26 protein-coding genes are annotated in these 20,828 nt (G+C 72.7%); 9 read left to right on the plus strand and 17 right to left on the minus strand.

What is annotated here, in order from left to right; all coding sequences use genetic code 11:
• Nucleotides 1–243: 243 nt before the first annotated feature.
• The 4 genes from JWP64_RS15070 to JWP64_RS15085 all read right to left on the minus strand — a co-directional run bounded on the left by JWP64_RS15070 (nucleotide 244) and on the right by JWP64_RS15085 (nucleotide 2,624).
• A complete protein-coding gene (locus JWP64_RS15070) occupies nucleotides 244–960 on the minus strand; it encodes an NUDIX domain-containing protein (RefSeq protein ID WP_297496859.1) in 717 nt (238 codons plus the stop codon).
• 66 nt (nucleotides 961–1,026) lie between these two features.
• Nucleotides 1,027–1,377, minus strand: coding sequence for a GntR family transcriptional regulator (locus tag JWP64_RS15075; protein WP_297496861.1), 351 nt, complete (start codon nucleotides 1,375–1,377; stop codon nucleotides 1,027–1,029).
• Between the two features lies 1 nt (nucleotide 1,378).
• Nucleotides 1,379–2,317 (minus strand): DUF1648 domain-containing protein, encoded by a 939-nt coding sequence (locus JWP64_RS15080; protein WP_297496863.1) that lies wholly within the window; start codon nucleotides 2,315–2,317, stop codon nucleotides 1,379–1,381.
• Nucleotides 2,318–2,426: 109 nt separating this feature from the next.
• Nucleotides 2,427–2,624 carry a DUF3073 domain-containing protein gene (locus JWP64_RS15085; RefSeq protein ID WP_297496864.1) on the minus strand — a complete coding sequence of 66 codons (198 nt, stop codon included), beginning with the start codon at nucleotides 2,622–2,624 and terminating at the stop codon, nucleotides 2,427–2,429.
• A gap of 186 nt (nucleotides 2,625–2,810) precedes the next feature.
• Between JWP64_RS15085 and JWP64_RS15090 the strand changes: the two genes are divergently transcribed.
• The gene (locus JWP64_RS15090) at nucleotides 2,811–3,644 is read left to right on the plus strand and encodes a hypothetical protein (protein ID WP_297496866.1); all 834 of its coding nucleotides are present in this window, start codon (nucleotides 2,811–2,813) and stop codon (nucleotides 3,642–3,644) included.
• 7 nt (nucleotides 3,645–3,651) lie between these two features.
• Here JWP64_RS15090 and JWP64_RS15095 read toward each other — a convergent pair whose 3' ends face one another.
• Nucleotides 3,652–4,752: a glycine cleavage T C-terminal barrel domain-containing protein gene (locus JWP64_RS15095; RefSeq protein WP_297496868.1), complete on the minus strand. Its 1,101-nt coding sequence runs from the start codon at nucleotides 4,750–4,752 to the stop codon at nucleotides 3,652–3,654.
• The gene (locus JWP64_RS15100) at nucleotides 4,749–5,183 is read right to left on the minus strand and encodes a Fur family transcriptional regulator (protein WP_297496870.1); all 435 of its coding nucleotides are present in this window, start codon (nucleotides 5,181–5,183) and stop codon (nucleotides 4,749–4,751) included. The genes JWP64_RS15095 and JWP64_RS15100 overlap by 4 nt, the downstream gene beginning before the upstream one ends.
• A gap of 223 nt (nucleotides 5,184–5,406) precedes the next feature.
• Between JWP64_RS15100 and JWP64_RS15105 the strand changes: the two genes are divergently transcribed.
• Together JWP64_RS15105 and JWP64_RS15110 are read left to right on the plus strand one after the other, a co-directional pair.
• Nucleotides 5,407–6,630 carry a hypothetical protein gene (locus tag JWP64_RS15105; protein WP_297496879.1) on the plus strand — a complete coding sequence of 408 codons (1,224 nt, stop codon included), beginning with the start codon at nucleotides 5,407–5,409 and terminating at the stop codon, nucleotides 6,628–6,630.
• A 45-nt stretch (nucleotides 6,631–6,675) separates the two neighbouring features.
• Nucleotides 6,676–8,658, plus strand: coding sequence for a hypothetical protein (locus JWP64_RS15110; RefSeq protein ID WP_297496880.1), 1,983 nt, complete (start codon nucleotides 6,676–6,678; stop codon nucleotides 8,656–8,658).
• Between the two features lie 7 nt (nucleotides 8,659–8,665).
• Here JWP64_RS15110 and JWP64_RS15115 read toward each other — a convergent pair whose 3' ends face one another.
• From JWP64_RS15115 to JWP64_RS15145, 8 genes are read right to left on the minus strand one after another with little or no spacing between them, the layout of a single operon-like run.
• Nucleotides 8,666–9,310, minus strand: a complete 645-nt coding sequence (locus tag JWP64_RS15115) for an FABP family protein (RefSeq protein ID WP_297496881.1) — start codon at nucleotides 9,308–9,310, stop codon at nucleotides 8,666–8,668.
• Entirely contained in the window at nucleotides 9,307–9,522 is a 216-nt protein-coding gene (locus tag JWP64_RS15120; RefSeq protein ID WP_297496882.1) for a hypothetical protein, read from the minus strand. The genes JWP64_RS15115 and JWP64_RS15120 overlap by 4 nt, the downstream gene beginning before the upstream one ends.
• Before the next feature lie 53 nt (nucleotides 9,523–9,575).
• Complete coding sequence (locus JWP64_RS15125; protein ID WP_297496883.1) at nucleotides 9,576–9,875, minus strand: DUF1416 domain-containing protein; 300 nt, start codon at nucleotides 9,873–9,875, stop codon at nucleotides 9,576–9,578.
• The gene (locus JWP64_RS15130; protein WP_297496885.1) at nucleotides 9,875–10,714 is read right to left on the minus strand and encodes a sulfurtransferase; all 840 of its coding nucleotides are present in this window, start codon (nucleotides 10,712–10,714) and stop codon (nucleotides 9,875–9,877) included. The genes JWP64_RS15125 and JWP64_RS15130 overlap by 1 nt, the downstream gene beginning before the upstream one ends.
• Nucleotides 10,715–10,771: 57 nt before the next feature.
• Nucleotides 10,772–11,251: a DUF4395 domain-containing protein gene (locus JWP64_RS15135; protein ID WP_297496887.1), complete on the minus strand. Its 480-nt coding sequence runs from the start codon at nucleotides 11,249–11,251 to the stop codon at nucleotides 10,772–10,774.
• A gap of 36 nt (nucleotides 11,252–11,287) precedes the next feature.
• Complete coding sequence (locus JWP64_RS31530; protein WP_366889989.1) at nucleotides 11,288–11,452, minus strand: putative leader peptide; 165 nt, start codon at nucleotides 11,450–11,452, stop codon at nucleotides 11,288–11,290.
• Complete coding sequence (locus JWP64_RS15140; protein ID WP_297496888.1) at nucleotides 11,439–11,867, minus strand: thioredoxin family protein; 429 nt, start codon at nucleotides 11,865–11,867, stop codon at nucleotides 11,439–11,441. The genes JWP64_RS31530 and JWP64_RS15140 overlap by 14 nt, the downstream gene beginning before the upstream one ends.
• A gap of 39 nt (nucleotides 11,868–11,906) precedes the next feature.
• Nucleotides 11,907–12,716 carry a DUF2993 domain-containing protein gene (locus JWP64_RS15145; RefSeq protein WP_297496889.1) on the minus strand — a complete coding sequence of 270 codons (810 nt, stop codon included), beginning with the start codon at nucleotides 12,714–12,716 and terminating at the stop codon, nucleotides 11,907–11,909.
• A 387-nt stretch (nucleotides 12,717–13,103) separates the two neighbouring features.
• Between JWP64_RS15145 and JWP64_RS15150 the strand changes: the two genes are divergently transcribed.
• The 6 genes from JWP64_RS15150 to pstB all read left to right on the plus strand — a co-directional run bounded on the left by JWP64_RS15150 (nucleotide 13,104) and on the right by pstB (nucleotide 19,123).
• Nucleotides 13,104–13,859 carry a response regulator transcription factor gene (locus JWP64_RS15150; protein WP_297496890.1) on the plus strand — a complete coding sequence of 252 codons (756 nt, stop codon included), beginning with the start codon at nucleotides 13,104–13,106 and terminating at the stop codon, nucleotides 13,857–13,859.
• A gap of 96 nt (nucleotides 13,860–13,955) precedes the next feature.
• A complete protein-coding gene (gene mshD, locus JWP64_RS15155) occupies nucleotides 13,956–14,849 on the plus strand; it encodes a mycothiol synthase (protein WP_297496891.1) in 894 nt (297 codons plus the stop codon).
• 231 nt (nucleotides 14,850–15,080) lie between these two features.
• On the plus strand, nucleotides 15,081–16,205 hold the full coding sequence (pstS, locus tag JWP64_RS15160; protein WP_297496892.1) for a phosphate ABC transporter substrate-binding protein PstS: 1,125 nt from the start codon (nucleotides 15,081–15,083) through the stop codon (nucleotides 16,203–16,205).
• Between the two features lie 291 nt (nucleotides 16,206–16,496).
• Nucleotides 16,497–17,417, plus strand: coding sequence for a phosphate ABC transporter permease subunit PstC (gene pstC, locus JWP64_RS15165; RefSeq protein WP_297496914.1), 921 nt, complete (start codon nucleotides 16,497–16,499; stop codon nucleotides 17,415–17,417).
• Nucleotides 17,414–18,328: a phosphate ABC transporter permease PstA gene (gene pstA, locus JWP64_RS15170; RefSeq protein WP_297496893.1), complete on the plus strand. Its 915-nt coding sequence runs from the start codon at nucleotides 17,414–17,416 to the stop codon at nucleotides 18,326–18,328. Before pstC ends, pstA begins: the two co-directional genes overlap by 4 nt.
• An 18-nt stretch (nucleotides 18,329–18,346) precedes the next feature.
• A complete protein-coding gene (gene pstB, locus JWP64_RS15175) occupies nucleotides 18,347–19,123 on the plus strand; it encodes a phosphate ABC transporter ATP-binding protein PstB (protein WP_297496894.1) in 777 nt (258 codons plus the stop codon).
• A gap of 59 nt (nucleotides 19,124–19,182) precedes the next feature.
• Here pstB and phoU (JWP64_RS15180) read toward each other — a convergent pair whose 3' ends face one another.
• The 3 genes from phoU (JWP64_RS15180) to phoU (JWP64_RS15190) form a co-directional block, all read right to left on the minus strand.
• Entirely contained in the window at nucleotides 19,183–19,839 is a 657-nt protein-coding gene (phoU, locus tag JWP64_RS15180) for a phosphate signaling complex protein PhoU (protein ID WP_297496895.1), read from the minus strand.
• A 62-nt stretch (nucleotides 19,840–19,901) separates the two neighbouring features.
• Complete coding sequence (locus JWP64_RS15185) at nucleotides 19,902–20,111, minus strand: dodecin (protein ID WP_297496897.1); 210 nt, start codon at nucleotides 20,109–20,111, stop codon at nucleotides 19,902–19,904.
• Nucleotides 20,112–20,159: 48 nt separating this feature from the next.
• On the minus strand, nucleotides 20,160–20,816 hold the full coding sequence (gene phoU, locus JWP64_RS15190) for a phosphate signaling complex protein PhoU (protein WP_297496902.1): 657 nt from the start codon (nucleotides 20,814–20,816) through the stop codon (nucleotides 20,160–20,162).
• Nucleotides 20,817–20,828 lie beyond the last annotated feature (12 nt).

The raw sequence follows: 20,828 nt of genomic DNA on the forward strand, positions 1-20,828 counted from the left end.
TCCGAGGCGGGCCAGGACCCGGAACACACCGGCGTGGGCTCGCGGGTCCACCTGCGGGGCGAGCACCCCCGCTTCTGACCGTTAGGGCGTGTCTGGCGGATCTCCAGCCGGTCCGCGCCGCCCCAGACGGCGCCTCGCGGCGTTCTCGTCGGCGCCGATCCACCCCGGGATCGGCTCCTCCTCGGCCTTGCGAGGCATCCGCCTGGCACGCCGCGGCCGCGGCATGGATCCGTCAGACACGCCCTACTGGCGGGACGGCTCGCGGAGCATCGGCGGGTGGAGGCTCACCGCGTCCCCCCGCCGGAAGAGCTGCGGAGGCCGGCCCCGGCCGCCGGTGACCAGGGTGCGCGTCGGGATCAGGAAGCCGTCCGTCGACGTGACCTTGCGCTGGAAGTTCCGCGGGTCGATCTCGGTGCGCCACACCGCCTCGTAGACCTTCCGCAGGTCCGTGACGGTGAACTCCGGCGGACAGAACGACGCCGCCAGGGTCGTGTACTCGAGCTTCGCCCGGGCCCGCTCGACGCCTTCGGCGACGATCCGGTCGTGGTCGAAGGCCAGCCCGGTGGCCTCGGTGACCGGATGCCAGGCGGCCACCCGGTCGTCGACGGGCTCGGGATCGGCGAGGTCCGGCAGCAGCGCCAGGTACCCGACGCTCAGCACCCGCCCGCGCGGGTCCCTGCTCGGCCCGGCATACCCGGCGAGCTGCTCGAGATGTCCCGCCGGCTCCCGGCCGACGAGCGCGACGAGCTCGCGGGCGGCGGTGTCCGCGAGGTCCTCCTGCGGCCCGACGAACCCGCCGGGCAGCGCCCAGCTGCCCTCGAACGGCTTCTCGGCCCGCTTGATGAGCAGGACGGCGAGCTCGTCCGCACGGACCGTCAGGACCACCAGGTCGACGGCCACCGCGAACAGGTTTCCGCGCACGCTGTCGTCACACCCCGGGAACTCGGCAGTAATCGTCACCTTGACGTTACCGCTCTGTCGATCACCGTGGGGACCACATCGGACGCCCGGCGGGGGACGGTCGGCTCAGAGCGCCGTGCGGAGCAGGGCGACGAGCTCCTCGTCGTCGAGGTCGTGGCGGCGGGCCTCCTCGACCAGTCGTCGCGCCAGATCGAGCACCGCGGCCCGGCCCGGCGACGCGCCCTCGCGGACGATCGCCCCGCGGCCGCGGCGCAGCTCGATCAGTCCCTCGTCCCGGAGTTGCTGGTAGCCGGCCAGCACCGTGTGGATGCTGACGTCCAGGGACGCGGCCAGTTCGCGCGCGCCGGGCAGCCGCTCGTTCGGCGCCACGCTCCCGTCCGCGATCGCCCGGCGCACGGACGCGGCGATCTGCTCGCCCAGCGGGGTGCTGCGCGCGGGGTCGACCCGGATCAGCACGTCAGGACTCCGTGCGCTCGAGGAGGCCGGTGAGCAGCCGGGCGCCGGTCTCCGCGTCGTCGACGGTCACGGTGAAGGTGCGCCCGGACGTGCGGGTGACGATCAGTGCCTCGCCGGAGCGGAGGATCACACCGCTGCCACCCGGGACGACCCGGTAGCCGTACCCGCCGAACCGGCCGAGGGCCGAGACGTCCCCGGCGACGGCGGACCCGACGTCCGCGAGCGGGACGTGCCACCGCGGACGGCCCAGCGGGCCGACGGCGACCGTGAGCCCGCGGCCGTCGACGGTGGTCCGGGAGGAGGAGAAGGCCAGCGACAGGAGGCCGGCGGCCGCCGCGATCACGCCGGGGAAGGTCTGGACGACCAGGGCGACGACGACCCCGGCGAGCACCAGGGACGTACCGATCGCCTGCATCGGGGCGGACGTGACGGTCCGGCTCCAGGCCACCCGCTCGTCCGGCGCGAGATCAAGGCTGCCGCCCCGGGTCACCGGCACGTCCGCGAGGACCTCGGCCGGGGCCACCCGTGCACCGATCCCACCCGCGGCGACCGCCACCACGAGCGCGAGCAGTAGGAGGAGCGGGGAGAGCCGGACGGCGGAGGCGTCGACGGCGTCGACGTTCGCCAGCACCACGACCAGCGCCGTGGCCCCGGTCAGAACGGAGGCCGCCCAGCTCACGCCGAGGAGGAACCGGGTGGTGCGGGCCGCGGAGACGGTGCCGAAGACGGCGGCGAGGAGCACCGCGAGGCCCAGGGACGACCACAAAAGCGTCGTCGCCGAGGAGAAGCCGTCGGCCGTGCCGTCCACACCGAAGTGGGTGGCCGACGGTTCGGGTAGCCGATCCGACCACGCGAGCAGCAGGACGATCGCCGGGAGTGCCGCCACCAGGGGTGGCAGCGACCCGAAGGCGATGCGGCGGGCCGGCGAGGTCGACGACATGGAGGCTCCTCCCACTTGTTATGGAACAACCATAACAAGTGGGAGGCCCCACCGTCGAGCTGTGACTCAGAGCGTCATGAACACGCACCTCGTCACAGAGGTGCGTGCGTCAGCGCCGGTCGGAGTCCTCGTCGTCCGAGTAACGCGAGTAGCGCTCGGCGTACTCGTCGTACTCCTCGTCGCTTTCGGTTACCGCCGTCCCACTACCGATCTCTTTCTGCAAAGCATCGAGATCCATCGTGGGGGAGCTGTACTTGAGCTCGCGGGCCACCTTCGTCTGCTTGGCCTTGGCTCGTCCGCGCCCCATGGCTGGTCCCCCTTACAACAGGGAAGGGGCGGCCGGGATGTCTCGGCGGCCCCATTCATGTCATCAATGTCCTGCGACCACCGTACCTGGTCGACGGGCGGGAGTGCGACGTGGCATGCCCGGTGTGACCGTGCTCCCTCCTCGCCCCCGTCGGGGGCCCGGCGGCGTAGGGGATCATCTCTGCTCATGCCCGCGCCGTTCCTCTCGTATCTGCGGGTCTACGAACCGCTGCGCGCGTTCGAGGGCCCATCGGGCTCCGCCGTGCGCGCCGGACTCGCCCGCGGCGCCGTGCCGCCGGAGCGCCTGGGCCGCCGGGAACGCGAGCTGTGCCTGCGCGCGACGGTGCACGGCCGGCTGCTGCCGGGATCCGGCGAGGAACGGCCGGTCGACGTCCTGGTGCTGGGCGGGGAGGGCGGGAACCCGATGGTCTGCCCGCTGCAGACCCGGCCCAGGGCCGGCGCGGCGCTACTGGCCTTCCTCGCGGACGAGGGTCCGGCGCTGCGCCGGGCGGTGCTGACCGGAGCGGGGCCGGAGACCTCGGTGAGACGCCGGGCCGAGAGCGCGGTGATGGAGCTCGGGGACTCCGCCGCGCACGTCGTCACCGCGAGCTGGACGGTGCCGCTGCCCTGGTTCGCCCTGGTCGACGCGGACGAGCGGCAGGTCCGGCTCGGCGGCCCGCGCCGGGTGTGGTGGCGGATCCCGCTGGCGAAGGCCGTCGGCCGGGCCGCGCAGGCGGAGCGGATCACGCGTGAGGCCCTCGGCGACGCCGGACCGGCGGAGGTGCTGGCCGAGACCCGGTCCTGGCTGGAACGCTTCGACCGTGGCTCGATCGTCGAGCTGGACTACGGCGGCCTCGTCGAGCTGCTCGACGACGACGCGGTCCGCGCGGACGACTCGGCGGCCCAGGTGCAGCGTGCGCTGCGCCTGCTGCGCGTCGGGGACGCGGAGGGGGCCGGCGCCTGTTACGAGGGCCTGCGGGAGTTCTGGGGCCGCGTGGCGGCGCACCAGCGGGACGGCTGAGGAACCCCTACCCCCGCAGGCCGCCGCGGATCTGGGCGGCGCGCCCGGGCGGCGGGGCCGTCTCGTCCGGGACGTAGGAGTCCGGGTCGATCGCGGCGGGCGCGGCCCGCTCGTCGACGCCGGCGACCAGCTCCGCGTCCTGCGGCACCGAGCGCTTGACCAGGGCCAGCGCCACCGCCCCACTTTCGTGGTGCAGTGTGACTGTTCCCACACGGCCGACCGTCTTGCCGTCGCGGGTCACGGGATCGCCGGTCACCGGCAGCTCCTCGTCGCCCGCGTCGAGGTGCAGCAGGACGAGCCGGCGCGGCGGCCGGCCCAGGTTCGCGACCCGGGCGACCGTCTCCTGGCCGCGGTAGCAGCCCTTCGTCAGGTGCACGGCCGAGCCGATCCAGCCGACCTCGTGGGGGATCGTCCGCTCGTCGGTGTCCACGGCCAGCCGCGGCCGCAGGGCGTCGACCCGGAACGCCTCGAACGCCATCGTCCCGGCGGCGCGGGCGCCGGCCGCGGTGAGCCGCTCGAACCAGGCCTGCTTGTCGGCGCGGGGGACCAGGAGGTCCGCGGCGTCCTCGCCGGGCCACGGCATCCGCCGGACGATCCCGGCCTCGCCGAGGGCGACGCTCGCGTAGGCGCCGTTAGGCACTGGTGCGCCGGCCGCGGCGAGCACGGCGGGTGTGTCCGGGCCGACGACGGAGAGCACCGCCAGCTCGTCGCTCGCGTCCCGCGGCTCGACCTTCGACCAGAACCGCATCTTCTCGAGGTACTCGAGCAGCGGGGGGAGCTCGCCGGGCTCGGTGTCCAGCCAGACCGTGTCCCCGACGTGCGAGAGCACGGCGTGGTGCAGCACCCGGCCGTTGACGTCCAGGACGAGCGTCTCGCTGCCGGAGTCCGCCGGCAGCTCGCTGACGTGCTGGGTGAGGATCAGGTGCAGCCAGCTCAGCCGGTCCTCGCCGGGCACGGCGATCACGCCGCGGTGGCTCCGGTCGACGACGGCGGCGGAGCGCGCCATCGCCCGCTGCTCGGCGAACGGGTCCCCGCGGTGGGCGGGGACGGCGTCGTCGGGGCCCGCCGAGCCGGGGGTCTCGGGGTCGGTGTAGCCGGGGACGGTCACGCGTTCTCCTCCACGTCGTCGGCCTCGAGGCAGTTCCGGCAGCGGCCCGAGAGGGCGACGTGTGTCACGTCGAGCTCGAAGCCGGACGAGGTCTGCAGCCGCTCGGCGAGCTGCTCCATCAGGTCGGTCGGCGCCTCGGTGACCTCACCGCAGCGGTGGCACACGAGGTGGACGTGCTGGTGCTCGCGCTCCGAGTAGTTGGGCGCGCCGTGCCCGAGATGGGTGTGCCGCACCAGACCGAGCTCCTCGAGCAGGTCGAGGGTCCGGTAGACCGTCGTGATGTTGACGGCGGGCGCCGCGGCCTGCACCTTCGTGCAGATCTGCTCCGGCGTCGCGTGCCCGAGCTCGCGCACCGCGTCGAGCACCAGCTGTCGCTGCGGGGTCATCCGCAGCCCTCGCTTGTGCAGGGTGCTCTTCAGCGACGTGTCCACCCCGCCGATGGTAGGCGTGTACGACGGACGACGTCCCGGCGCGCCGAACGGTCCGCACCGGACGGGGTGGCCGAACCGAACCCGCTGGTGGGAACAGGGCAGCCGATCGTCGATTCGGTCGCGCGACACCTGCTCCGTTAGAGTGAACACGCAGGATGACGAGCGCTGATCTCCCTACCGTAGGCGAGATGGACGCGTGGGACGGCATGTGGAGGCACGGGTCATGACCGCTGACGGGGGAGACCGCCCGCTCGGTGCCCCGCGGTTCGACGTCGTGCTCCGCGGCTACGACCGCAGGCAGGTCGACGAGCACGTGGCACGGCTGCAACGGGTGCTGGGCCGCATGCGCGCGGACCTCGACGCCGCGCGCAGCCAGCCGTTCCCGGCCGTGGGGCCGCAGGGCATGCCTCCCGGAGGGTTCCCCCCTCCGATGCCGCAGAACGAGCGTCCGCGGCCGACGCCACGTCCGCGCCCCGGTGGTCTGCCGGCTCCCGAGGGCTCGCCCGACATGATCGGAACCTTCACCGACCGCATGCAGAGCATCCTGCAGGCGGCGGAGGAGGAAGCCGAGGAGATCCGTGGTGCCGCGCGTGTCGCGGCGCAGCGCGAGGTCGAGGGCGCCCGCGCGGCCGCCCGCCATGACAACGAGACGGCCCGGGCCGAGCTCGCGGACCTCGTCCGGCAGCGGGACGAGGTCGTCGCCGAGCTCACCCGGATGCGCGGGCAGCTCGAGGGGCTGCTCTCCGCGCCGACGGCCCAGTTCGTGGCCCAGCCGCCGCGCGGTCAGCGACCCACGCCGCACGCCGCTCCGCCGCACGCCGCTCCGCCGCCGGGCGAGCCCGGAGCGGCCGGACAGCCGCTCCCCGGCGCGCACGCCGGCGGTGGCCCGTCCGCCCCCGCGAAGCCCGGGCCGGGTGCCCACGAGGCCGACGCGGATCGCACCACGGCAACGAGGGCGCGTCCGGAGCCGAACGTGTTCCGTCCGAAGGACGACGGCGGCCGGTCCGTCGAGGAGAAGCCCGCCGGTCGCGTCGAGGACGCCCCTGCGAAGGCGACGGAGGCCGCCGAGCGCACCACCGTCGTGCCTGTCCTCAAGCGAGGAGGGGACACCGGATCGGCTGAAAACGCGACCCCGTCCGCCGAGTCCGCAGACCCCGAGAAGACCGGTCTGATGCCCGTCCGGCGGCCTCCGGAGACCGAGGAACGGCCCGAGCCGGGCGCCGAGCAGACGGTCGCCGTGCGCGCGGTGCGTCCGGGCCCGGCCCCCTCCGCAAAGGATGCTCCGCCGAAGAACCCCAGGTCGGGAGGCTCGGAGGCCGCCAAGAAGGACGTCGGTCCGGCCGATCGTGGAGGTAAGCCCGGTGGATCCGCGACCAACGGCCGCAGCGGCCAGGGCGCGGAGCAGAACCGGGCGGACCGCTCGACATCGGGGTCACGCTCCGGCTGAGTTCCGCTGCTCACCGTGACTGTTTTCGGCGTACGGTGCGCAGCCATGCAGGGAACGATCTCGACGGACGTTCTGGTCCCGCTGGGTGCAGGTGCGGTCGGGCTGATCATCGCGTTGTTCGTGGTGGTCGTTCGGGCCGTCGGGAAGCCATCACCGGACACCGCCGCGCAACGCGAGGTCACCCACGCGGACTGGACCGGTGAGGCCGCCAACGGCAGGGTCGATCTCTTCGTCCCCCTGTCGTCCGCAGCGTCGTCGTCCGCGGCGTCGTCCGTCGAACAGTCGGAGCAGGCGCCAGTGGAGGCGCCGTCGGAGGAGCCGCTGTCGGAGGAGCCGACGGTCGTGCCGGAGCCGCGGCGGCTGACCGTGGCGGAGGCGGTCGCGGTGCGGGAGGCGAGCACGTCCCCGCTTCCGTTCCGGCCCCTGGCGTCCGTCGGAGCGTCGGGCGGTGTCGAGACGATCGCGCTTCCCGGTCCGGAACACATCGAATCCCGGGTGGACACAGAGCCGGCCGTCCGTCCCGCGCCGCAGCCGCGGTGGTCGGTGGACGCTCCTGCCGAGCCGGACGGGTCAACGGAGATCGGATCGAACGCCCTCGCCGGATCGGACGCTCCGGCCGGCCCGGACGCTCCGGTCGAGCTGGACGCTCCGGCTGAACCGGACGCCTCGCCCTCGCCGATCGTCTCCGGAGAGACTGCCCCCGCCGACCCGGCCGACATCGACGCCGGAACCGGCGCGAAGGCGGCCACCTCGCCGTCGCCGACCCGGATCGTCGCTCCGCCGATCGTCGGCGCCGCGGCCGCGCTGCAGCCGATCACGAGCCGTCCATGGGAGAACGCGCACGCCGTGGAACGGACGGCCGTCGGGGATGAGCCGGGTACGGAGCGGGCCGAGTTCGCGCGGATCGAGCCAGTGGCTGAGCGGATCGAACCCGCCACGGAGCGGACCGAGCCGGCCTCGGAGCGGATCGAGCCCGAGCGCACCGGGCCCGCCGCCGAGCGAACCTGGTCCACGATCATCCAGCCTGTCATCGAGCGGGCCGAGCCTGCGGCTGGAACGGGCACAGTCGGGTCCGAGCCGCCCCGGACCGACGTACCGGCTGCCCGAACCGAGGTGGCTGCCGAGCGGGCCGAGCCCGTGCCGGACGACGTCGCCGACGCCCTCGCCCCCACCGACGAACGCCCGACTCCCACGATGCTGACCGGGCTCATCAGGAGCCACGCGGAGCCTGAGCGCTCGCGAGGCGCCGGGAGCCCCGGCAGCGCCGAAAGCGCCGAAAGCCCGGAGAGCGCCGGCAGCTTCGACAACGCCGAGAGCGCCGGCAGCCCGGAGAGCACTGCCGGCTTCGCGCGCGCCGAGCACCTCGGGAACACCGCTGAGGCGCCCGCCGGAACGGGCCACTCCACCGACACCGCCGCGCACTTCGCCGCGGCCCGCGAGGGCGCCGCTGAGCCGCCGCAGGGCGAGGCGGTACCCGGATCCACCCGCGCGGTCGCCGAGGCCCTCCAGCACGCTCTCGCCGTGCGCGCGGCGGCCGCGGAGCGCGGCGCGGTCAGGGCCATGCACTCGTCGTCGCCCGACGAGGCCGTCGCCCCCACGGGGGACGAGCCCGGCTCGGACGCGCCGGCCGAGGTCGTCCCGGAGCCCCGGACCCCCGACTCCACCACGGACGAGTCCCGCAACGCCGTCCGCGACCGGCTCCTCGCCGTCCTGCTGACGGACCCCGACCGGGCAGTCGGTGCCACCGTGGACCTCGACAGCAGCCAGGGCACGCTCCAGCGGCTCAGCGAGGCCGTCCGCCAGGAGCAGGCCTCACTGGGCGCGGTCCTGCGCCGGCTGCTCGACTCGGGGCTGAGCGTCGAGCAGGTCGCGAAGCTCGCGGGCCGGCCCACCTGCGACGTCGCGACGATCCTGGGCCGGACCCTCGACCGGTCCACGGACGCCTCGAGCGTGGACTCCCGGTCCGCGGACGCGGCACGGGGTCCCCGGCCCAGCGACGCCGAGCCGGGGGCCCGGCACGCACGCTAGGCCGGGATCACCCCACGACGCGGTGCAGCAGCGCCGACATGTGCGGCTGCATCTCCTGGCCCATCATGGCCCGCTCGTCGACGTAGGCCAGGTCGCCCTGGTTCACCAGGCCGTAGAGCCGCTTGGCCGCCACGACGTCCTGCGCCGTCGGGGTGCGCACCACGGCGTCGGTCTCGATCTGCCAGGACCGCATGTCCCCGCGGTCGCCGAACCAGGCCTCGATGATCCCGGTCGCGTGCGCGATCAGGACCTCCAGCGAGCCGTCGGGCTGCGGGCGCCAGAACCCCGTCTCGCGCGCGGCCGGGCGCAGCACCGTCCCGTCCTCGTTGAGCAGCCACGCGCGCGCCTCGTAGGAGACGAACGGGCGGCCGTCGTGCGCGAACACGAGTTGCTGGCCGAAGGAGTACGGGCCGTCGATCGTCGGGTAGACGATCTCGCCGGTGCCGCGCCAGACGCCGATCAGAGGGAGCAGACCGAGGCACTGTTCGTGCAGGTCCGGGCCCTGCCGGAGGTTCGCGGTGTCGTCCGGGATCGGCAGGTCGTCCCACTGGGGACGGTTGCGCCGGGCCGAGTCCGGCGCGGCGTTGGCGGGGCCGGAGATCGTGGAGAGGCCGTCCTGGTCGGGATCGGTGGCGGGGTCGGGCTCGGTCATGTCGTGGGCTCCTCGTCCGACGGAGCCGGGGCGGCGAACGACGCGGTGAGGGTCGCTGCGGCCTCCGGGGCGGTGGTGAACAGCCGGCGCAGCAGCAGCCCGGTGAAGGCGACCGTGCCGGCGCTCGCGGCGATCAGCAGTCCGGTGAAGAACCAGTGCACGGCCGCGGAGCTTAGTCCGGGCGTGGAGAGGCGGCCGAGTGCGCCGGACACCCCGCCGCCCCCGGCCGAGGACGGCCGGGGGCGGCGGGGTCGTGCGGGTGCCGTCAGGCGACGGCGACCTCGGCCTGGTGCAGGCCGGGGCCGTCCGCGTTCAGCACGGTCTGGCCGTTGCCGGAGCGGGACAGGGCCCGGACGGTCCAGGTGCCGGGAGCGGCGAAGAACCGGAAGTCCCCGGAGGCCGACGAGACGACCTCCGCGGTGAACTCGCCGGTCCCGTCGAGCAGGCGCACGAACGCGCCGCCGACGGGCTGCCCGCCGGCCACGACGCGGCCCGCGAGGACGGTCTCCTTGCTCAGGTCGGTGCCGGGCGGAAGCGCCACGGCCTGGTCAGGGGCGCCGCACATCAGCGGCCCGCGCCCAGCTCGATCGGCACGCCGATGAGCGAGCCGTACTCGGTCCAGCTGCCGTCGTAGTTCTTGACGTCGTTGTGCCCCAGCAGCTCGTGCAGCACGACCCAGGTGTGGCTGGAGCGCTCGCCGATGCGGCAGTAGGCGATGGTGGCCTTGCCCGCGTCGTAGCCGGCCTCGCCGTAGAGCGCGGTCAGCTCCTCGTCGGACTTGAAGGTGCCGTCCTCGTTCGCGGCCTTGCTCCACGGGATGTTGATCGCCGACGGGATGTGCCCCGCCCGCTGCGACTGCTCCTGCGGCAGGTGCGCCGGCGCGAGGATCTTGCCGGAGAACTCGTCGGGGGAACGCACGTCGACCAGGTTCTTGTTGCCGATCGCGTCGACGGTCTCGTCGCGGAACGCGCGGATCGAGTTGTCGGCGTCCTTGGCGGTGTAGGTGGCGCGCGCGGGCGCGACCACGTCCGTGGTCAGCGTGCGGCCGTCGAGCTCCCACTTCTTGCGGCCGCCGTCGAGCAGCTTGACGTTCTCGTGCCCGTAGAGCTTGAACTCCCAGTAGGCGTAGGCGGCGAACCAGTTGTTGTTGCCGCCGTAGAGCACGACGGTGTCGTCGTTGCTCACGCCCTTGGCCGAGAGGAGCTCCTCGAACTGCTCCTTGGTGGGGATGTCGCGGCGCACCGGGTCCTGCAGCTCGGTGGTCCAGTTGACCTTGACGGCACCCGGGAGGTGGCCGCCGTCGTAGGCGGCGGTGTCCTCGTCGACCTCGAGGAACACGATTCCCTCGGTGCCCAGGTTCTTCTCCGCCCAGTCGGCGGTGACCAGGACGTCCTCGCGGCTCATGTGAATGCTCCCAGCAGTGTTGATGGTGGTGGTGCGGTGGACGGATCGAGCGCGGGCTCAGGCGCGCGCGGCACGGCCGCGGTGCAGGAGCGCGTACAGCTCGCAGCCCAGGCAGAAGCCGAAGGCCGCGTTGAGGAATGCGGCAGCCAACGCGAACGCGGTGGCCACGACGCCCAGGACGGTGACGCCGCTCAGGTACCCGACGGCGGCGATCACGGTGAAGACGAAGCCGACGGTCTGCGAGAAGCGGACCGGCGCGGCCTCCTCGAGCTCCGTGGGCCGGCCGAGGCGCGGCGCGAGCAGCGCCCGGTAGAGCACGGAGTACGGCGCGTAGCGCAGGCCGACGAACGCCCCGAGGGCGAACACGAGCGCCTGCGCGGCGACGAGCCACCCGCTACCGCTGAGCAGCACCAGCACGAGGACGACCGCGGTCACGGCGGCGTTGAAACGCACACCGCGGGGGTCGACCGGTGCCTCGGCCTCGGCCGGCAGCGGGGTGCCGGTGGGCGTGGGTGACCCCGGGTCGGGATCGGACATGGTGCGTCTCCTGGGTGGAACGGGTGGGCGTCCGGATCAGGAGGACCGACACAGGCAGCCTGCGACACGGCACAGGTCCACTGTGCGGCGTCGGGTCAGCGGCCAGTTCACGGACGCGAGGGTAACCGAAAGGTCCGGTCCACGGGAACGTGATCCCACGACCTGGATCACACCCGTCCGGGTGTCCTCACGCCAGCTCACGGGCGAGGGCTCCCTCGAGCTCGGCGACGCGCGGCACCCCGGACACCCGGAGCAGCTCGACGCCGCGTACCCCGAAGGCCACCGTGGTGGGGGTCCTCATGACGCCGAGCTCGCGGGCGACGTCCGGCCAGTCGGCCACGTCGATCTCCACGTGGGCGACCCGCGGCTCGCGGACGGCGAGGTCCTCGAGAACGGCGGCGGTCTGCCGGCACGGCGTACACACCGGCGAGGAGAGCTGCAGCAGGAGCACGTCCAGCCCGGCGCCCGGGGCCATCCCGGCGAGCGCCCAGCCGTCGACGCCCGCGCCCTCGGCGGCGGTGTCCCGTACCCGGCCGGCGCGGGCCTTCAGCACCAGCCCGGCGACGGTCGCGACGGCGAGCGTGCCGAGCACGACGATCAACCCGACGGTGTCCATGTGGCTGCCAACCTCGGAGCGCGCCGGAGGATTCCCGAGTCAGCCGGTGGTGACGGCGCCGCCGTCGCCGATCACGAGGTTCTGCGCGGTGCCGAGCAGCTCCAGCTCGCCGTCCCGGGCGCGGAACTTGGTGGGCGTGACCCCGAAGGGCAGGGTTCCGGGATCGACCTGGACGGTGAAGAGCCGCTCGATCAGGGACTGGACCGGCGCCGGCAACGGATCCGCGTCCGCGTCGCCGAGCCGCACGTCGCCGAGCCGCACGTCGCGGGGCACGATCCGCATCTTCCCGTCCAAGATCTGCAGCTCGGCGACCACGGCGACGTCCAGCTCCTGGCCGAGCGCGGCGACGGTGCCGCCGAACCGGGCCGTCGTCTCCGGGTCCAGGCCGCGCAGGGAGGGGTCGGCGTCGCCGTCCCGGACGAGCGCGTCGAGGGCGTTGGCGTCGAGGTTCGCGATCGTCAGCTTCCGGACGCCGGGCAGGAGCGCCTCGAGGTCCGTCGTGCCGACGCGCACGGAACCGTCGGCGTTCGCCACCCGCAGCGTCTTCGGGCCGGAGCCGAGGAGCTCGGACAGGGGCGCCGTGACGTCGTTCAGCTGGGCCCGGACGTCGACCTGCCGCAGCTGGCCGACGGGCACGCGCTGGGCCTCGACCTGCACGCTGCGGTACTCCCCGGACAGCGCCTGGGGGAGGAAGGGGAAGCCGTTGATGCGGACGGACGGGTCGTCCGCGAGTCCCAGCCGCTCGCGCATCTGGCGCGACACGGCGGACTCGGCCGCCGCGGCGGCTCCGTAGTCCACGGCCACCAGCACTCCCAGGAGCACCAACAGCACGATGATCAGGCGTTTCACTCTCGACCTCCGACCCGCAAGGGTTTCGGAGGAGAAACCTAGAGGCGGGGTCCCGAAGCCCCCGACGAGGGGTGGGGACACGGGTGCTTCACGTTGTCACCCGGACACGTGATGTCACGAGCGTGGACGGTTGCGACGAGATCGTGTCCTCCCGGGCCTTGCGCACCGTCCCGGCAGGTGTTCGTGCAGCGCACAGGCCCGCCGATCGGGGTGAGCTACGACGCGCGGTTAACCAAAATGCCATTCCCTGTCTATTCTTGACCGATCGTGCGACGGACCCCGCCGGGTCGCACGAGACGATCGGTGCGTCGACGCCGCCCACCGTGACCGGCCGACGGACCCCGGGCGTGGGGTTCGCGACCATCTCCGGTGGAGAGGAGGCCAGCGGTGGAACTGCTACTGCTGACAGCGGACACGGAGCCCGGATCGGTGCTCCCCGCGCTGACGCTGCTCCCGCACGGTGTCCGGACCGCGGCACCCGAGGTCGCGGCGCTGCTCGACGCCGGGCCGCACGACGCGGTCCTGGTGGACGCCCGCACGGACCTGGTCGCGGCCCGCAGCCTCTGCCGGCTGCTCGGCAGCACGGGGACGGACGTGCCGGTCATCGCGGTGCTGAACGAGGGCGGTCTGGTGGCCGTCTCCGGCGAGTGGGTCGTCGACGAGATCCTGCTGCCGACGGCCGGTCCGGCCGAGGTGGACGCGCGGCTGCGGCTGCTCAAGTCCCGGCCCGGTGGCGACGCCGCCTCCGCCGGCGGGGCTCTCGTGCTCGGTGAGCTCGTGATCGACGAGGCCACCTACGCCGCGCGGCTCAAGGGCCGGCTGCTCGAGCTCACCTACAAGGAGTTCGAGCTGCTCAAGTACCTCGCGCAGCACGCGGGCCGGGTCTTCACCCGCGCCCAGCTGCTGCAGGAGGTCTGGGGCTACGACTTCTTCGGTGGCACCCGCACCGTCGACGTCCACGTCCGGCGGCTGCGCGCCAAGCTGGGCCCCGAGCACGAGCAGATGATCGGCACCGTACGCAACGTGGGCTACAAGTTCGTCCGGCCGAGCCGGGCCGGCCTGGGGGTCCCGGCGGGCGCGCTGCCCGAGGAGTCGGACTCGGACGACGACGTGGACCGAGTCGTCCTCTCCCGCACGCTCTGAACCCGGCCCCGACAGGGGAGAACCCACTTTCACGCCGCGGAATCGGCGTGAAAGTGGCTTTCCGTCCTTCGGGAGCCGGCGCGTAGGGTCGGGCCCGTGAGCGACGTACGGTCCCTGCCCGAACTCGACGACGCCCGCACCGCGGAGGTGTTCGCGCTCGCCGAGGCCGCCACCCGTGAGGACGGCACGGACCCGCTCTCCGAGCAGTTCCTGCTCAACCTGCGCCGCGGCGGCGCCCGCGAGGGGCTGACCCACTTCCTGGTCCGGGACGGCGAGACCCTGCAGGGCTACGCGCAGCTCGACGGGGATTCGGCCGAGCTCGTCACGCACCCGGTCTACCGCGGCCGGGGGATCGGCACCTCCCTCGCCCGGGCGCTCGACGAGGCCGGGCCCTCCCCGCTGCACGTCTGGGCGCACGGGGACCAGCCCGCCGCCGCCCGGATCGCCGAGCACCTCGGGTTCGACCGGGCCCGCGTATTGCTGCAGATGCGTCGCGTCGCCGGCTCCGCGGGCCCGTTGCCGGAGCTCGTCGTCCCCGACGGCGTCCGGATCCGCCCGTTCGTCGTGGGCGCGGACGAGCAGGAGTTCCTGCGCGTCAACAACGCCGCGTTCGACTGGCACCCCGAGCAGGGCGGCTGGACCGAGACGCAGGTCCGTGAGCGCGAGGCCGAGTACTGGTTCGACGCGGCGGGCTTCCTGCTCGCGGTCCCGCAACCGGACGGGCCGGTGCTCGGCTACCACTGGACGAAGGTGCACCCCGCGACGGACACCGAACCCGCGATGGGCGAGGTCTACGTCCTCGGCGTGGACCCCGCGGCGCACGGTCGCGGCCTCGGGCACGTGCTGACCCTCGCCGGCCTGCAACACCTGCACGAGCGGGGGTTGGACACCGTCCTGCTCTACGTGGAGTCGGACAACGTCCCCGCCGTCCGCGTGTACGAGAAGCTCGGCTTCACGGTCTTCGCCTCGGACGTCGCCTACACCCGCTGAGGGCTCGCGGCTCCGCCCGTTCGGGCCGTCCATCACGGCTTGTCACGCAGCGTGTCGTTTCCGTTCTCCGTACGGACGCCGGGAGGGTGCCGTTCGGGTGGCGAAGATCGCAGCCGCGTACGTGTTCATCCTGCGTTCATCCAAGCGCGGACATGCGTCCACCCTGCTTGCTTAGCGTCAAGGCTCGAACGGCCGCCCCGAGCCGTCGGTAGAGCCTTCCGGAGGAAGCACGTGAAGATCCAGCGGCACGGCGGAGCACTCGCCATCATCGCGGCCGGAGCCCTGGTGCTCGCCGCCTGCGGCAGTGACCCCAACGCCGGCTCGGCCGCGGGCGGTGCCTCGGCGGCCAACTCGCCCGCGCTCGACTGCAGCGGCAAGACGAACCTGACGGCCGAGGGCTCCTCCGCGCAGAAGAACGCGATGGACGTCTTCGCGCAGGCCTACCAGGCCAAGTGCGCCGGCTCCAGCATCGCCTACAACCCGACCGGTTCCGGGGCGGGCGTCAAGCAGTTCACCGCCGGTCTCGTGGACTTCGGCGGCTCGGACTCGGCGCTCAAGGACACCGAGACCGCCCCGGCCGCGGCCCGCTGCCAGAACAACCCGGCGTGGAACCTCCCGCTGGTGTTCGGCCCGGTCGCGATCGGCTACAAGCTCTCCGGCGTCGACGGCCTCGTGCTCAACGGCGAGGTCACGGCGAAGATCTTCAACGGCCAGATCAAGACCTGGAACGACCCGGCGATCGCGGCGCTGAACAGCGGCAAGACGCTGCCGGCCACACCGGTCAACGTCGTCTTCCGCTCGGACGAGTCCGGCACCACGGACAACTTCCAGCAGTACCTGCAGGCCTCCTCGAAGGGTGCCTGGACCCAGGGCGCCGGCAAGAAGTTCGCCGGCGGCATCGGCTCCGGCGCGGAGAAGTCCTCCGGCGTCGCGCAGGCCGTCGCGGCCACCGAGGGTTCGATCACCTACGTCGAGCTGTCCTACGCCCAGGACAGCAAGCTCGGCATGGCGCAGATCGACAGCGGCAGCGGCCCGGTCGCGCTCGACGACACCGCGGTCGGCAAGGCCATCGAGGGGGCCCAGGTCGCCGGCGAGGGCAACGACCTGAAGCTGGACCTCAAGTCGGTCTACGGCTCCACCGCGGCCGGCCAGTACCCGCTGATCCTGGCGACCTACGAGATCGTCTGCTCGAAGGGCTACGACGCCCCCACCGCCAAGGCGGTCAAGGCGTTCCTCACCACGGCTGCGACCGACGGCCAGGCGAACCTGCCCGACGCCGGCTACGCCAAGCTGCCGGCCTCGTTCCAGCAGAAGCTGATCACGGCGATCGACGCCATCGCGGCGCCCAGCGCCTGAGACCCGTCCCACCCCGCCTGATCCTCTTCGGATCGGGCACCACCCGGCACAATCCACGGAGGCTCACGTGAGCGCCCAGCCGCTGACAACGGGCGGAACGCCCCCGACCCGCTGCATCGCGCAGTGTCGCCTCCCGTGAGCGATCCGACCACGACGGTGGGCCCCGCCGGCACCGGTGACCCCGGTGACCGGTGGGGCTCCGCCCGCGTGGACGCAGCCGTCGTCCCGGAGGCCGGCATCGCCACTCCCGATCCCCCCACCCCTCCCGGTGAGGCCCCGGGCCGGACGTTCGTGCAGCGCGGGGACCGCATCTTCCGCGGCCTCGCCACCGGGTCCGGCGTCTTCATCGTGGCGCTGGTCGCCGCGATCGCGCTGTTCCTGCTGGTCCAGGCCGTTCCCTCGGTCCTGGCCGACCAGGGCAGCTTCCTCACCGGCCGCACCTTCGACGCCGGGAACCCGAACAACCTGAACTTCGGCATCCTGGACCTGCTGCTCGTCACCGTCGAGGTGTCGCTGTTCGCGCTGGTCCTGGCCATGCCGGTGGGGCTGGGCATCGCCCTGTTCCTCACCCAGTACGCGCCGCGGTCGGTCGCCCGGCCGTTCGGGTACCTGATCGACCTGCTCGCGGCCGTCCCGTCGATCATCTTCGGGCTCTGGGGCCTGTTCGTGCTGGCGCCGGTTCTCCAGCCGTTCGCGCTCGCGCTGCAGGACACCCTGGGCTGGTTCTTCCTCTTCTCGCCCGGCAACGTGCAGATCGCCGGCGCGACCGTCTTCACCGCCGGCATCGTGCTGGCCGTGATGATCCTGCCGATCATCACCGCGATCTCGCGCGAGGTGTTCGAGCGGACCCCCCGCGCGCACATCGAGGCGGCCCTGGCCCTCGGCGCGACCAAGTGGGAGGTCGTGCGGATGACGGTCTGGCCCTTCGGCAAGGCGGGCTACGTCAGCGCCGCGATGCTCGGCCTGGGCCGCGCGCTCGGCGAGACCATCGCGCTGACGATCATCCTCGCGGCGACGCCGCTGTTCTTCACCGGCAGCCTCTTCGACGGCGGCGCCACCTTCGCGTCGAAGATCGCGCTGTCGTTCGCCGAGCTGAACAACAACCTCTCCGCCGGCGCGTTCATCGCCGCGGGCCTGGTCCTGTTCGTGCTCACCTTCATCGTCAACGCGGCGGCCCGGTGGGTCGTCTCCCGGTCCGGAGCCAAGGCATGACGATCACCGAGCGGGAACTGCAGCGGCCGGCGACGGCCCCCGCGTTCATCGGCATCAGCGGCGGCCGGCGCTTCCGCAACGGCCTCGCGACCGGGGCCGTCACGCTCGCCTTCCTGATCGCCCTCGTCCCGCTGGTGTGGGTGATCGGCACGGTGCTCGTCGAGGGCATCGCCTCGGTGCTGAACTCGGCGTGGTGGAGCCAGTCCCTCAACGGGCTGCTGGCCCGGCAGGCGGGCGGTGGTGCCTACCACGCGATCGTCGGCACCCTGTTCCAGGGCCTCGTCTGCGCCGTCATCGCGACGCCGATCGGGGTCATGGTCGCGATCTACCTCGTCGAGTACGGCGGCCGGACCCGGCTGGCCCGGGCCGTCACGTTCATGGTCGACATCCTGACCGGCGTGCCGTCGATCGTCGCGGCGCTTTTCGTCTACGCCGTGTGGATCTCGGTCTTCGGCCTGGGCCGCAGCGCGTTCGCGGTGTCGCTCGCCCTGGTGCTGCTCATGCTGCCGGTCGTCGTGCGCTCCACCGAGGAGATGCTGCGGATCGTCCCGGACGACCTCCGCGAGGCCTCGTACGCCCTCGGCGTCCCGAAGTGGAAGACGATCACGAAGGTCGTCATCCCCACGGCGCTGTCCGGCATGCTCACCGGCATCGTGCTGGCGCTTGCCCGGGTCATGGGCGAGACCGCGCCGGTGCTGATCCTGGTGGCGTACGCGCCCTTCATCAACTTCAACATCTTCGAGGGCAACATGGCCTCGCTGCCGCTGATGATGACGGTCGAGCGCAGCAACCCGACCGCCGCCGGCGCGGACCGGCTCTGGGGCGCGGCCGTCACCCTCATCCTGATCATCACGATCTTCCAGATCCTCGCCGCGGTGCTGGCCAAGGCCACCGCCCCGAAGACCAAGTGAGAGAGCAGAGCCAAGACGATGGCCAAGCGCCTGGACCTCAAGGACGTCGACATCTACTACGGCAAGTTCCACGCCGTCGACGGGGTCAGCCTGTCCGTCGCGCCCCGTAGCGTGATGGCCTTCATCGGCCCGTCGGGTTGCGGCAAGTCGACCGTCCTCCGCACGCTCAACCGGATGCACGAGGTCATCCCCGGCGCGCGGGTGGACGGCTCGGTGCTGCTCGACGGCGAGGACATCTACGCACCGTCGGTGGACCCGGTGGGCGTGCGCCGCACGATCGGCATGGTCTTCCAGCGCCCCAACCCGTTCCCGACGATGTCCATCAGGGACAACGTCGTCGCCGGGCTGAAGCTGCAGGGCGGCAAGGGCCGGAAGGAGCTCGACGAGGTCGCCGAGCGGGCCCTGCGCGGCGCGAACCTGTGGAACGAGGTCAAGGACCGGCTGAGCAAGCCCGGCGGCGGCCTCTCCGGCGGTCAGCAGCAGCGTCTCTGCATCGCCCGCGCGATCGCGGTGCAGCCGGACGTCCTGCTGATGGACGAGCCGTGCTCCGCGCTGGACCCGATCTCCACGCTGGCGATCGAGGATCTCATCTCGGAGCTCAAGAAGGACTACACGATCGTCATCGTCACCCACAACATGCAGCAGGCCGCGCGGGTCAGCGACCGGACCGCGTTCTTCAACCTGCGGGCGACGGGCGAGCCGGGCCGGCTCGTCGAGGTCGACGACACCCCGAAGATGTTCTCGAACCCGGGCGAGCAGGCCACCGAGGACTACATCTCCGGCCGCTTCGGCTGAGCCGTAGGTCCACTGCGAAAAAGGGGGCCGCTGCGTCGTAGCGGCCCCCTTTCGTGTGCTCAGACGGCCAGCGGGCCGGGCCGGGTGCCGGTGACCACGTAGACGACCCGGCGGGACACCGCGACGGCGTGGTCCGCGTAGCGCTCGTAGAACCGGCCGAGCAGCGTGAGATCGACGGCGGCCTGGACGTCGCCGCCGAAGCCCGGGTCCATCAGCACGGCGAAGAGCTCGCGGTGCAGCCGGTCCATCTCGTCGTCCCCGCGGTCGATCGCCGCGGCGAGCTGCACGTCGCGGGTGCGGACGACCTCGGCCGCCTTGCGCGCCAGGTCCACGGACACCTCGCCCATGCTGCGGAACAAGGGCTGTACGGACTCCGGGACGACGCGATCCGGGTACCGGCGGCGAGCGGACGTGGCGACGTGCTTGGCGAGCCCGCCCATCCGCTCGAAGTCCGACGCGACGTGGATGGCAGCGACGACCGCGCGCAGGTCCGTCGCGACGGGCTGCTGCAGCGCCAGGGCCTGCGTCGCGAACTCGTCCACCTGGGTGCGCAGGTCGTCGATGTCGGTGTCGCCCGAGATGACCTGCTCGGCAAGCCGCAGCCGGCAGTCGACCAGGGCCGCCGTCGCCCGTTGCATGGCGATCGCGGCCTCGTGGCCCAGCAGGGTCAGGGTGTCGGCCAGCTGGTCCAGCAGGGCTTCCAGGGAGTCGCGCACAGCGTGACGTTAGGAAGCCCGGGCCGACAGCGGACCCGGATCGGATGAATGCGGGGTGAACGTCACGAGTCGAGCCGGAAGCCGACCTTCATACCCACCTGGAAGTAGTCGACGGCGCCGTCGGCCATGTGGCCACGGATCTCGGTGACCTCGAACCAGTCGAGCTGCCGCAACGTCTCGCTCGCGCGGGAGACGCCGTTCTTGATGGCGTCCTCCACGCTCTCGGGGGAGGTGCCGACGATCTCGGTGACGCGATACGTGTGCGAGGACATGACCACATGTCCCCCGGACAGACGGCGTGTCAAACCTCTGAGGACGGATCACACGGCGAGCGGACCGGGCATGCTCCCCGTGACGACGTAGACGATCCGCCGCGCGACGGCGACGGCGTGGTCCGCGTAGCGCTCGTAGAAGCGGGCCAGCAGCGTGACGTCCACAGCGGCCTCGACGCCGTGCGTCCAGTTGCGGTCCATCAGGACGCTGAACATGTGCTTGTGCAGGTCGTCCATCGCGTCGTCCTCGGCCTCGAGGGCCGCGGCGGCCTCGATGTCCCGGGACCGGATGACCTCGCCGGCCTTGGTCGCCAGGGCCACCCCGACCCGGCCCATCTCCGCGAAGTACGGGGCGATCTCCGTGGGCAGCACCGGCTGCGGGTGCCGGCGCCGGGCGGCCTGCGCGACGTGCAGCGCGAGGTCGCCCATCCGCTCGATGTCCCCGGCCCCGTGGATGGCGGCGACGACGATGCGCAGGTCCGTGGCGACCGGGGCCTGCAGCGCGAGCAGGGCGAAGGCCCGCTCCTCGGCGGCGTCGCGGATCGTGTCGATCTGGAGGTCCTCGGAGATCACCTGCTCGGCGAGCTGGAGATCGGTCTCGAGCAGCGCGCGCGTCGCCTTCTCCATCGCCACGGCGACGTCGGTGCACATCCCGGCCAGGCCGTCCGCGAGCCCGTCGAGCTGCTCCTGATAAGCGTCACGCATGTGTACCACCCT

It is taken from the genome of Pseudonocardia sp. (genome assembly GCF_025465255.1).
In the GTDB taxonomy this organism is placed as follows: domain Bacteria; phylum Actinomycetota; class Actinomycetes; order Mycobacteriales; family Pseudonocardiaceae; genus Pseudonocardia.